Source organism: Pseudomonas sp. HMSC08G10 (genome assembly GCF_001808425.1).
In the GTDB taxonomy this organism is placed as follows: Bacteria; Pseudomonadota; Gammaproteobacteria; order Pseudomonadales; family Pseudomonadaceae; genus Aquipseudomonas; species Aquipseudomonas guariconensis.
Genome location: NZ_KV793298.1, coordinates 451299 through 462314, shown reverse-complemented (window position 1 = coordinate 462314; position 11016 = coordinate 451299). Strand labels below are relative to the sequence as shown.

The following is an 11016-nucleotide window of genomic DNA, read 5'->3' as shown; positions in this document are numbered from 1 at the left end:
GACTTGCGCAGGGATTCCAGCAGGTCGAGGTTCTCCTCGCCGGGAATGCCGAACACATACTTGACGCCTTCACTTTCCAAACATTGCACAACGAGATCGGCTGCCTTGGCCATCTATTTGCCCTGCCACAATCGAGAGTGATTCACGTGGGCAGAGACGCGATCGCTGCCCAGTGCTGAACTGAAATTTGTTGGGAAGAGAGCGGGTGGATTACCCCGCCTTTTGAGGAAGTACCAGGATTGCGTCAATTGCAACCAATGCATTTAACGCGAGGGCAGAAACACCCACGGTAGCGCGTGCGGGGAAAGGCGCCTCGAAATAACGGCTCATGATTTCGTTCACGACACCGAAGTGCGAGAGGTCCGTGAGGTAAATAGTGAGTTTTCCAATGTCCGAGAAACTACCGCCTGCGGCTTGTGCGACGGCCTGGAGGTTCTCGAGCACCTGAATGGTTTGGGCTTCAATCCCCTGAGCCAACTCCATCTTTTCAGGATGAAGTGCGATTTGCCCTGTCAGGAAAACCAATTCACCCATGTGGACTGCTTGCGAATACGGGCCGATAGCTTTCGGCGCCTGATCACTGTGGATAGCGATTCTGCTCATTAGAATTGATCCTGTCTTAGGGGGCGATCCAACCTGCCTGCCAATGCTCGCCTTGCCAAATGAAGCGTGCCCGTTGGTGGATATCCTGGGTAAGGTCGAGCCACTCGACTTTGTTCAGGTGGACAGCCACTACAGCAAAATTTTCAAAACCGTCTCTGTGCGTTTCATAGGCAGTTGACGGTAAAGGGATCGCTTCGCCTGGTATGTGCCCATGACGAAAAAGCGCTTGGGTCCTCCCTCGCGCCTGCTCCCAGTGCTGGGCAAGCAGCGAGGTCTCTATCAACGGTTCGGCTAGGCCCTCACACCGAAGCTGAAGCTTGCCTGTCGGATCAATGGACGCGATGCCGACTCGAGGTTCAGCAAGCATCTCTGTGTACTTCGCCGACCGTTTGTCCACATAAAAAAAGATCGACCTGGTTAACTTATCCACATCACGCAAAACAACAGTGCTTACCTTGGGTTGCCCGTCGGCATCAACCGTGGCCAGCTGCATCAAGCGAAACGGATTCGGACTATCACCCACAGGGATAGATAAATCCGACCATACCTTGGCCAGAATCAGATCTAACATGACGATCCCGATGAATTAAGAAGGGTCGCGTAATGCGCACGACCCTGAGGCAATCAAACGCTGCGGGTAACCCCGCCGTCGACTTTGATGTTCTGGCCGGTAATGTAGGCTGCCCCTTCGCTCGCGAGAAAAGCGATCGTCGCGGCGATTTCCTCGCTGGTGCCATAGCGCTTGAGCGGCACACCTTCACGGCGCTCTTCCGTTGCAGGGAGGCTGTCGATCCAACCAGGCAGCACGTTGTTGATGCGAATGTTGTCGGCAGCATACTTGTCAGCAAAGATTTTGCTAAACGATGCCAGGCCGGCACGGAATACCGCCGAAGTCGGGAAGAGTTCGCTTGGCTCGAACACCCAGGCAGTAGAAATGTTGATGATCGCACCGCCGTTCTGACGCTGCATGTATGGCGTCACCAGTCGCGTAGGGCGGATCACGTTGAGCAGGTATGTTTCCATACCCTTATGCCAATCCTCATCGCTGATCTCGAGAATCGGCGCACGGGGGCCGTGCCCGGCGCTGTTTACCAGTACGTCAATACGACCCCATTTATGAATGACCGCGTCGACCAGGCGTTGCAGGTCTTCATTCGACTGGTTACTACCGGTTACCCCAATACCACCCAGTTCCTGTGCCAGCGCTTCCCCTTTGCCCGAGGACGACAGGATACCGACCTTGAAGCCATCAGCAGCCAGTCGACGTGCTGCTGCTGCTCCCATGCCGCTACCACCGGCCGTGACGATTGCTACTTTTTCTACTGACATTACATCCTCCTGAATGAGGCGTGGATGGGTTGTTGGTGAATTGAGACTAGCACTGCCCAGCGCTCACCAGAGAGACATCAACGCTTCTTCAAGTCAGTAGATTTTTTATTGGCTAGCTTGCGCCATCAGCCATTCACGCACCGTTTCAAGGGCCGCCGGCTGATGGGCGTTTCGCGGCCAGACCAGGTAGTAGGCTTTCTCCAAACTCATCTGGTGAGTCATCGCCAGCGCTAATCTGCCCGCTTCTATATCTGCTTTGACAAAGTAGTAGCTAGCCAAGGCCAGCCCTTGCCCGGCTGCAGCTGCCTCGATAGCTAGCACCGTCTGATTGAACCGTACATTTCTGAAGGGTAGGAGCACGGTACTCTGGAAGGCTTGTTCAATGAACTGCGGCCAAAAGTTGTGTGCGTCATGCAGCAGTGTGTATTCCTGGAGCTTCTCTACGCTCTCTGGCCTACCGAGTTTCTCGATCAGGGCCGGACTACCGACCGCAACGATACGTTCAGGCAAAAGGAGCTTGGCATTGAGCATGTTCTCGAAAGGCGCTCGCCCGTAGCGGACAGCGATATCCGCTCCGTCAGGTCGGAATTGAGAAATTCGATCAGTGGCGAGTACCTGCAGATTGATCTGAGGATGCTCTGCTGAGAACGAAGACAGCCTGGGTATTAGCCACTTTGCCGCAAATGTTGGCGTGACACTGACCGTCAGATCCAGATCATCGGGTTTGAGGGCCTCAGTGGCCGTGCTGATCAAGGCGAAGGCCTCACGAATGGCAAGGCTGTAGGTCCTCCCCGGATCCGTCATGCGCAACCCCCGGGGCAGTCGCTCGAACAGCTTCAACTCGAGAATTGCCTCAAGCCCTCGAATTTGCTGCGCCACAGCAGCCTGCGTCACTCCCAGTTCCTCGGCGGCCAGCCGGAAATTCAAATGGCGGGTAACCACCTCAAAGACTCTGAGCGCGTTAAGAGGCGGCAAGGAGGAATGTCTGGTCATGATAATTTTTCTACTGACACTCGAATGATCTCCTGTCTCGCGGGGAACGAGTAATACAGTTTCAGAGGCTACGTCGAAGCAGCACGGAAAGGAACCTGTGTCAGTAGAACCAGCAGGGACTTGATGAATTAGCCGCCTTTACCCCCATGGGCCGATGCTACCGACCCATTGGCGTCTGAATCGTGCTCCCGCCTGTGTGGACAAACGACGTTCCGAGTAGCCAGCTCACGAGCGGTCGCCTCCCTGGCCCGGGCGCTTCTCCAAGCGTCCAACGACCTCCGTGGCCAATTCAATGAACGCACGTGCCGCCGCGCTCTGATAGGCGCCCTTGCGCTGCATGAGCACGGCGGTGCGCTGGAGTCGCAGCGGGTCCAGCTCGATGGCTACCAGCTCGTCGTGGGCGAGGGCGATGGTGGCGGGCAGCAGGGTGGACAGTGTGGTTCGGCGGACCACTTCAATGACCGCGCTGATGGCATTGGCCTCCATTTGCACACGCGGGCGGATGTCGTGCTGGCGGCAGTATCGGTCGATCTGCTCGCGGGTGGCGAACTCGCTGCTGAGCAGGATCAGCGATTCGGCGTTCAAGGCTTCTGGCCCAATGACGCGTTGCCCGGCCAGCGGATGCTTTGCGCCGACCACCAGGGCGAGGGTTTCGACCAGCAGCGGGTAGGCCTCGATGTCTTGGGCATGCACTTCTTCGAACGCGATTCCGACGTCCAGCTCATCGGATAGCAGCAGTTCTTCCATGCGCTCCTGGGCGATTTCACGCACGTTCAAGGTGATGTTCGGATAGTGGCCGTGGAATGCCTCGACGAGCGGGCCCACCAGGTAAGTGGTGAAAGTCGGGGTGACGGCCACCCGAAGCGAGCCTCGGCTCAAGTCGCCCACGTCATGAATGGCGCGCTTGCCCTCCTGCAATTCCTGAGACGCCCGCTGTGCATAACGTAGATAGACCTCCCCGGCATCGGTCAGCCGCGTCGTGCGGCCTGAGCGATCGAACAACTGCGCACCGAGGCTTTCCTCCAGTTGCCGGACCTGCTGGGACAGGGCCGGCTGCGAGACGTGCAGGGCCGTCGCGGCCCGCGTGAAGCTCTGGTGTTGCGCGACGGCCAGGAAGTACTGGATATGCCGTGCCAGCATGGGTCTTTCTCATAAGATTATCTGATGCAGTCCATCATAAATGAGACTTTTACCTTATGAAATGGGCTGAGTAACCTTTGCCTCATCGCATCGCGACCTGAGGAGTCAGCCATGAAAGACATCATCGACGGTTTCCTGAAATTCCAGCGAGACGCCTTCCCCGAGCGCGTGGGCCTGTTCAAGAACCTGGCGACCCAGCAAAGCCCGCGGGCGTTGTTCATCTCTTGCTCGGACAGCCGCCTGGTACCAGAGCTGGTGACCCAGCGTGAGCCGGGTGATCTGTTCGTCATCCGCAACGCCGGCAACATCGTGCCGTCCTACGGCCCCGAGCCGGGTGGCGTGTCGGCTTCGGTGGAATATGCCGTCGCCGCGCTGCAGGTATCGGACATCGTGATCTGCGGCCACTCCGATTGTGGCGCCATGACGGCCATCGCTACCTGCAAATGCCTGGACCACATGCCTGCCGTGGCCGGCTGGCTGCGCTATGCCGACTCCGCCCGGGTGGTGAACGAGGCGCGTAACCACAAGGACCCGCAGGCGAAGGTCGAGGCCATGGTGCGCGAGAACGTGATTGCCCAGTTGGCCAACATCCAGACGCACCCATCCGTACGCCTGGCCCTCGAGGAGGGCCGTGTCGCGCTGCATGGCTGGATCTACGACATCGAGAGCGGCTGCATCGACGCCTTCGATGGCCGTACCGGCCAGTTCGTGTCCCTGGCCAGCAACCCCAATGTCCGCGCTGTCGCCCATCAGCTTCAGCGCGCTGTGTGAACCCCTTTCATCCCCCAACGGAGATATCACCATGATCCAGTCCCAAGTCAGCCAGAATGCCCGCGTAGCCCTGACCGAAGTCATCCTGTTGTCCAAGGCTCGCAAGGATCTGTCCTTCGCTCAGATCACCAACGGTACCGGTCTGTCCGAAGCGTTCGTCACCGCCGCGCTGCTGGGTCAGCACCCACTGCCTGCGGAAGCTGCACAGGTTGTCGGTGACAAGCTGGGCCTCGACGCTGACGCCGTGGCGCTGCTGCAGACCATCCCGCTGCGTGGCAGCATCGAAAACCGTGTCCCCACCGACCCGACCATCTATCGCTTCTACGAGATGCTGCAGGTGTACGGCACCACCCTGAAGGCACTGGTCCATGAGAAGTTCGGCGACGGCATCATCAGCGCCATCAACTTCAAGCTGGACGTGAAGAAGGTCGACGATCCAGAAGGTGGCTCCCGCGCGGTGATCACCCTGGACGGCAAGTACCTGCCGACCAAGCCTTTCTGATTCGGTCACAGGTCAATGACCCGGCTGCCGCAGGGTGGCCGGGCCTTTGAACGAGGAATGACACGCATGGATTTGATCTTTCGAAATGTACGCATCGACGACAGTCTGCCATTGACAGATGTGGCGGTGCTGGATGGCAAGATCGCGCAGATTGCACCGACCATTGCCGTCCAGGCGACGCAGGAAGTGCAGGGCAACGGCAATGTGCTGATTCCTGGGTTCGTCGAAGGGCACCTGCATCTTGAAAAAGCCAACGTGATGCATCGCAAGGCCAATCGCTCTGGCACCTTGCAGGAAGCGATCACTGTCACCGCCGAGCTCAAGCCTACCCTGACTCGCGAAGATATTCTGGAACGTTCGACTCAGGTATTGCGTGCATTGGTACAGGCGGGCAGCACCCATGTGCGTGCGCATGCCGAATTCGACCCTTCACAAGGTTTCACGGGGTTGGATGTGGTGCTGGAACTGCGCGAGCGATTCCGTAACGTCATTGATATCCAGGTGGTCGCCTTCCCCCAGGAAGGGATCTTGAAGCTGCCTGGGATGAAGGAAATGATGGTCCAGGCCATGGAGAAGGGGGCCGATGTCGTCGGGGGAATTCCGTATAACGATGTTTCGCCGCTGGAGCACATCGACTTCGTGTTCGAGCTGGCCAAGCAGTACGACAAAGATATCGACTTGCACCAGGACTTCGCCGATGACGCCGAGAACATGACTATCGAGTACCTCGCGCGAAAGACCATCGAGCAGGGGTATCAAGGTCGTGTCTGCGTAGGCCACCTGACCAGCCTGGGAGCGGTTCCCCCGGATAGACAGGCTGCGATTATCGATCTGCTGCGTCAGGCGGGTATCAGTGTCATGTGCCTGCCAGCGACCGACCTGCACCTGGGCGCCCGCGGTGACAGTCATAATGTGCGTCGCGCTCTGACGCCGGTAAGGGCATTGCGCGACGCGGGCGTGAATGTCTGCCTGGCGACCAACAACATCCGCAACGCATTCACGCCTTATGGTACGGGTGATCTGTTGAACATCGCACAGCTTGCCCTTTCGGCTTGCCATCTCGGTGGCGCGGATGATCAGGCGACCGTGCTTGCGATGCTCACCACAAGCCCAGCCAAAGCACTGGGATTGAGGAACCACGGCCTGGCGGTGGGGAATGATGCCGACCTGGTGCTGATCGACACGCAGTCGGTCCGTGATGTGATTCTCGATCTGCCGGCGCGCCTGATGGTGCTCAAGCGCGGCCAGGTCGTCGCGACCTCTGAATACCGCCGTTCTGTCGCTTTTTGAGCATCCTAGAAGAAGGGGCGAACCGTAATGTTCGCCCCTTGCTCGGTTTTTTCTCGATGCGATGTGCGTGTCGTCAGATCTGCATCGCCATGCCATCGACATTCATCGCTGCCTGGCGCAAGGCCTCGGAGCGGGTCGGGTGCGGGTGGCAGGTGAGGGCGATGTCTTCAGCCGAGGCCGAGAACTCCATGGCCACGCAGAACTCGCCGATCATTTCGCTCACGCTTGGGCCGACCAGGTGCACGCCGAGCACTTCATCGGTATTGGCGTCGGCGATGACCTTGGCGAAGCCTTCGGTCTCGTGGTTGATCTTGGCGCGGCTGTTGGCGGTGAAGGGGAACTTGCCCACCTTGTAGGCGCGGCCTTCGGCCTTGAGCTGCTCTTCGGTCTTGCCGACGCTGGCCAGTTCCGGACGGGTGTAGATGACGCCTGGGATCAGGTTGTAGTTGACCTCATGGGCCTTGCCAGCGATGCGCTCGATGCACGACACCGCTTCGTCTTCGGCCTTGTGCGCGAGCATCGGCCCGGAGGTGACGTCGCCGATCACCCAGATGCCGGGTACCGAGGAGCGATGGTGATCGTTGGTCAGCATGCCGCGCTTGTCGGTCACAAGGCCTGCGCTTTCCAGGTTCAGGCCCTGGGTGTATGGCCGACGGCCGATGGCCACCAGCACGTAGTCGGCTTGCAGGGTTTCGGCTGCCCCGCCGGCGGCGGGTTCGAGGGTCAGGCTGACGCTGTCGGCGGATGGCGTGGCCTGGGTCACCTTGCTGCCGAGCTTGAAGGTCATGCCTTGTTTGGCCAGGGCCTTCTGCAGGGTCTTGGCGGTCTCTTCGTCGGTGCCAGGGCAGATGCGGTCGAGGTACTCGATGACCGTCACCTCGGCGCCTAGTCGACGCCAGACCGAGCCCAGCTCCAGGCCGATCACGCCTGCGCCGATCACCACCAGGTGCTTGGGTACCTGGGGCAAGGACAGGGCGCCGGTGGAGTCGATGATGCGCTTGTTGTCGATGGTCACGCCTGGCAGCGGAGTCGGCTCGGAGCCCGTGGCGATGACGATGTCCTTGGCTTGCAGGGTGGTTTCGCTGCCGTCCTCGGCCTTCACGATCACCTTGCCCACGCCGTCTAGACGGCCCCAGCCTTTGACCCAGTCGACTTTGTTCTTGCGGAACAGGTACTCGATGCCCTTGGTCAGGCCGGTCACGCTTTCGTCCTTCTGCTTCATCATCTGGGCCAGGTTCAGCGTTGGCTTGACCTCGATACCCAGATGGGCGAACTCCTCGCCGCTGGCGGCCTCGTAGAGCTCCGAGGCGTGAAGCAAGGCTTTCGATGGCATGCAGCCAACGTTAAGGCAGGTACCACCGAGGGTCGGGCGGCCTTCTACGCAGGCGACGCTCATGCCCAGCTGGCCGGCGCGGATCGCTGCGTTGTAGCCGCCGGGGCCACCGCCGATGATCACCACATCATAGGATTTCATGGGTTTTACTCCAGGAGTGAAGAAGCGCAGAGGGCCACAAGATTAGTCTGCGAAATCAAGGTTGTATACAATCTTGAGAGCAATTCGTACTGATTAGCTCTAGACCATGGTCTTGATAAACGGAAACTTCCGGTGAATGAACTACCCTTGCCCCGGTGACGTCCCAAATATGAGATGAGGCGTCCGGTACACATGAAGGGAGGGAAATTCATGCTTGCGCAACTTCCACCTGCGTTGCAGAGCCTGCACTTGCCTTTGCGTCTGAAGCTGTGGGATGGCAACCAGTTCGACCTAGGGCCAAGCCCACAGGTCACCATCTTGGTCAAGGAGCCTCAGCTGATCAGTCAGCTGACCCACCCGAGCCTGGACGAACTGGGTGTCGCCTTCGTCGAAGGCAAGCTGGAACTGGAAGGCGATATCGGGGAAGTCATCCGCGTCTGCGACGAGCTCAGCGAAGCGCTGCTCCAAGACGAGGAAGAAGTATCGCCAGAGCGTATCGCGCATGACAAAGCTACCGACGCCGAAGCCATTTCCTACCACTATGACCTGTCCAATGAGTTCTACCAGCTGTGGCTCGACCAGGACATGGCCTACTCCTGCGCGTACTTCCGCGAACCGGACAACACCCTCGACGAAGCCCAGCAGAACAAGTTCGATCACCTGTGCCGCAAGTTGCGCCTGCAGGCTGGGGACTACTTGCTGGATGTGGGTTGCGGCTGGGGTGGGCTGGCGCGTTTCGCCGCGCGTGAGTATGGCGCCAAGGTGTTCGGCATCACCCTGAGCAAGGAGCAGCTCAAGCTAGGTCGTGATCGGGTCAAGAAGGAGGGGCTGAGCGATCAGGTCGACCTGCAAATCCTGGACTATCGCGACCTGCCTCAGGACGGACGCTTCGACAAGGTGGTGAGTGTCGGTATGTTCGAACACGTCGGCCACGCCAACCTGGCGCTGTATTGCCAGAAGCTGTTCGGCGCCGTGCGTGAAGGCGGCCTGGTGATGAACCATGGCATCACGGCCAAACACGTGGATGGCCGGCCAGTCGGGCGAGGCGCGGGCGAGTTCATCGACCGCTATGTTTTCCCCCACGGCGAACTGCCGCACCTCTCGATGATCACGGCGAACATCTGTGAGGCCGGACTGGAAGTGGTGGACGTGGAAAGCCTGCGCCTGCACTACGCCAAGACGCTCAATCACTGGAGCGAAAACCTCGAGAACCAACTGCATAAAGCCGCCACCTTGGTGCCAGAGAAGACCTTGCGCATCTGGCGCCTGTACCTGGCCGGATGCGCCTATGCCTTCTCCAAGGGCTGGATCAACCTGCACCAGATCCTGGCGGTGAAGCCCTATGCAGATGGGCACCATGACCTGCCCTGGACCCGCGAGGACCTCTACCGCTGACTCACAGGATCGGAGAAATCAGCCGGGCGATACGCATCCCAAGTTGTTGCAAGCGATGCGTATCGCGGCTGTCTTCGGCAGTGATCTCCCGGGCTTGGGCAAAGTCATCGAGCAGCATCGACTCGACCTGGTCGGCAAAGGCACGGTCGACGGTCAGCAAGGTAATCTCGAAGTTCAGACGGAACGAACGGTTGTCCAGGTTGGCACTGCCGATCGCACTCACCTCGTCATCGACCAGCACCACCTTCTGGTGTAGGAATCCTGGCTGATAACGGAACATCCTCACTCCGGCCCGCACCGCTTCGAAGGCGAACAGACTGGACGCTGCGTAGACAATGCGGTGATCCGGCCGTGAAGGAATGAGGATACGCACATCGACGCCGCGCAACACCGCCAAGCGCAGGGCGGCGAAGATCGCCTCATCTGGAATGAAGTACGGGCTAGTGATCCACACGCGCTGAGTAGCCGAGTGGATGGCTTCAAGGAAGAACAGTGCGCAGGTTTCCTGCGGGTCTGCCGGACCGCTGGCCAATGCCTGGCAGAGCACACCGTTATCCGGATAGGTGTCGGGCAGGATCAACGGCGGCAACTGGCGAGCGGCCCAATACCAGTCTTCGGCGAAGGACTCCTGCAAGCAGGCAAGCACCGGGCCGCTGACCTGAACGTGGGTGTCACGCCAAGGCGACAGGCGAGGGTGGCCGCCGAGGTACTCGTCCCCCACGTTGTGCCCGCCGAGGAACCCCAGCAGGCCATCGACGACGACGATCTTGCGGTGGTTGCGGAAGTTCACCTGGAAGCGGTTGAACCACCCACGGCGTGTGGCAAAAGCGTGGATCTTCACGCCTCCCTCCCGCAGGGTCTGGCTGTAGCTGGCCGGCAACGCATGGCTCCCCACCCGGTCATATAGCACGAACACCTGCACACCTTCTGCCGCCTTGCGCAGCAACAGTTGCTGCAGTTTCTTGCCGATTTCGTCGTCATGGATAATGAAGAACTGCACCAGCACGACCTGTCGGGCTTCGGCAATGGCTGCGAAGATGGCCTCGAAGGTGGCTTGGCCATTGATCAGCAATTTCACTTCGTTGTTGGCCAGGCACGGCATGCGCCCGAGTTTCGGCATTGCCCGCAGGGCGGCATAGCTCTCCGACTCCCGCGCTGTGAGCGCTTCCTCAACCCAAGGCCGCCAGTTGAGATTGGCCATGGCGACGTGCATTTCCTGATTGGCCTGGCGTCTGGCTTGGATGTAGGCATAGAAGGAGCGCGCCCCAAACACCAGGTAGGGAATCAGCGTGAAGTAAGGGATGAAGAACAAGGACATCGCCCAAGCGATGGCACCCTGGGCGGTGCGCACGGTGAACACCGCATGCAGCGCGGCGATGATGCCTAGCAGATGAATCAGGCCAAGCACATAGCCGAAGAAATAAGGGCTGTGGAAATCCATATGCATCCTGCTTGCTGAGAGCCTGACGATAACAGAGCATGTTCCTGTCCCGCCTTGCAACCCGGAAGCGAAAATGAC

Annotated in this window: 12 protein-coding genes; 4 read left to right on the top strand and 8 right to left on the bottom strand. The window is 59.3% G+C overall.

Annotated features, from left to right (window positions below; all coding sequences use genetic code 11):
- From HMPREF3173_RS23860 to cynR, 6 genes are all read right to left on the bottom strand, one after another.
- Positions 1–113, bottom strand: a 113-nt coding sequence (locus HMPREF3173_RS23860) for a thiamine pyrophosphate-binding protein (RefSeq protein WP_139146827.1), incomplete at its 3' end; no start/stop codon positions are given.
- Between the two features lie 97 nt (positions 114–210).
- Complete coding sequence (locus HMPREF3173_RS08170; RefSeq protein ID WP_070572263.1) at positions 211–603, bottom strand: Rid family detoxifying hydrolase; 393 nt, start codon at positions 601–603, stop codon at positions 211–213.
- 16 nt (positions 604–619) lie between these two features.
- Positions 620–1174: a pyridoxamine 5'-phosphate oxidase family protein gene (locus tag HMPREF3173_RS08165; protein WP_070572260.1), complete on the bottom strand. Its 555-nt coding sequence runs from the start codon at positions 1172–1174 to the stop codon at positions 620–622.
- A gap of 53 nt (positions 1175–1227) precedes the next feature.
- Positions 1228–1932, bottom strand: coding sequence for an SDR family oxidoreductase (locus tag HMPREF3173_RS08160; RefSeq protein ID WP_070572258.1), 705 nt, complete (start codon positions 1930–1932; stop codon positions 1228–1230).
- Between the two features lie 105 nt (positions 1933–2037).
- Positions 2038–2925 (bottom strand): LysR substrate-binding domain-containing protein, encoded by an 888-nt coding sequence (locus HMPREF3173_RS08155; RefSeq protein ID WP_070572256.1) that lies wholly within the window; start codon positions 2923–2925, stop codon positions 2038–2040.
- A gap of 225 nt (positions 2926–3150) precedes the next feature.
- Positions 3151–4065, bottom strand: a complete 915-nt coding sequence (cynR, locus tag HMPREF3173_RS08150; protein ID WP_070572254.1) for a transcriptional regulator CynR — start codon at positions 4063–4065, stop codon at positions 3151–3153.
- A gap of 111 nt (positions 4066–4176) precedes the next feature.
- On the opposite strand from cynR, the gene HMPREF3173_RS08145 reads away from it, so the two are divergent.
- The 3 genes from HMPREF3173_RS08145 to HMPREF3173_RS08135 are packed head-to-tail and all read left to right on the top strand — an operon-like array spanning position 4177 to position 6628.
- Positions 4177–4836 carry a carbonic anhydrase gene (locus HMPREF3173_RS08145; RefSeq protein WP_070572252.1) on the top strand — a complete coding sequence of 220 codons (660 nt, stop codon included), beginning with the start codon at positions 4177–4179 and terminating at the stop codon, positions 4834–4836.
- Positions 4837–4867: 31 nt separating this feature from the next.
- On the top strand, positions 4868–5338 hold the full coding sequence (cynS, locus tag HMPREF3173_RS08140; protein ID WP_070572249.1) for a cyanase: 471 nt from the start codon (positions 4868–4870) through the stop codon (positions 5336–5338).
- Positions 5339–5353: 15 nt separating this feature from the next.
- Positions 5354–6628, top strand: a complete 1275-nt coding sequence (locus HMPREF3173_RS08135; RefSeq protein ID WP_256544138.1) for an amidohydrolase family protein — start codon at positions 5354–5356, stop codon at positions 6626–6628.
- A 73-nt stretch (positions 6629–6701) separates the two neighbouring features.
- On the opposite strand, the gene lpdA is transcribed toward HMPREF3173_RS08135, so the two are convergent.
- Positions 6702–8102: a dihydrolipoyl dehydrogenase gene (gene lpdA, locus HMPREF3173_RS08130; protein WP_070572243.1), complete on the bottom strand. Its 1401-nt coding sequence runs from the start codon at positions 8100–8102 to the stop codon at positions 6702–6704.
- Positions 8103–8312: 210 nt separating this feature from the next.
- Between lpdA and cfaB the strand changes: the two genes are divergently transcribed.
- Positions 8313–9497 carry a C17 cyclopropane fatty acid synthase CfaB gene (gene cfaB / locus HMPREF3173_RS08125; RefSeq protein ID WP_043210002.1) on the top strand — a complete coding sequence of 395 codons (1185 nt, stop codon included), beginning with the start codon at positions 8313–8315 and terminating at the stop codon, positions 9495–9497.
- Between the two features lies 1 nt (position 9498).
- Here cfaB and cls read toward each other — a convergent pair whose 3' ends face one another.
- Positions 9499–10938, bottom strand: coding sequence for a cardiolipin synthase (gene cls / locus HMPREF3173_RS08120; RefSeq protein ID WP_070572239.1), 1440 nt, complete (start codon positions 10936–10938; stop codon positions 9499–9501).
- Positions 10939–11016 lie beyond the last annotated feature (78 nt).

Bases quoted from the DNA above. Each gene is read 5' to 3' on its own strand.
- cls (WP_070572239.1), bottom strand. From the start codon at position 10,938: ATGGATTTCCACAGCCCTTATTTCTTCGGCTATGTGCTTGGCCTGATT.
- HMPREF3173_RS08170 (WP_070572263.1), bottom strand. From the start codon at position 603: ATGAGCAGAATCGCTATCCACAGTGATCAGGCGCCGAAAGCTATCGGC.
- cfaB (WP_043210002.1), top strand. From the start codon at position 8,313: ATGCTTGCGCAACTTCCACCTGCGTTGCAGAGCCTGCACTTGCCTTTG.
- HMPREF3173_RS08135 (WP_256544138.1), top strand. From the start codon at position 5,354: ATGACCCGGCTGCCGCAGGGTGGCCGGGCCTTTGAACGAGGAATGACA.
- HMPREF3173_RS08155 (WP_070572256.1), bottom strand. From the start codon at position 2,925: ATGACCAGACATTCCTCCTTGCCGCCTCTTAACGCGCTCAGAGTCTTT.
- HMPREF3173_RS08160 (WP_070572258.1), bottom strand. From the start codon at position 1,932: ATGTCAGTAGAAAAAGTAGCAATCGTCACGGCCGGTGGTAGCGGCATG.
- lpdA (WP_070572243.1), bottom strand. From the start codon at position 8,102: ATGAAATCCTATGATGTGGTGATCATCGGCGGTGGCCCCGGCGGCTAC.
- cynR (WP_070572254.1), bottom strand. From the start codon at position 4,065: ATGCTGGCACGGCATATCCAGTACTTCCTGGCCGTCGCGCAACACCAG.
- HMPREF3173_RS08145 (WP_070572252.1), top strand. From the start codon at position 4,177: ATGAAAGACATCATCGACGGTTTCCTGAAATTCCAGCGAGACGCCTTC.
- cynS (WP_070572249.1), top strand. From the start codon at position 4,868: ATGATCCAGTCCCAAGTCAGCCAGAATGCCCGCGTAGCCCTGACCGAA.
- HMPREF3173_RS08165 (WP_070572260.1), bottom strand. From the start codon at position 1,174: ATGTTAGATCTGATTCTGGCCAAGGTATGGTCGGATTTATCTATCCCT.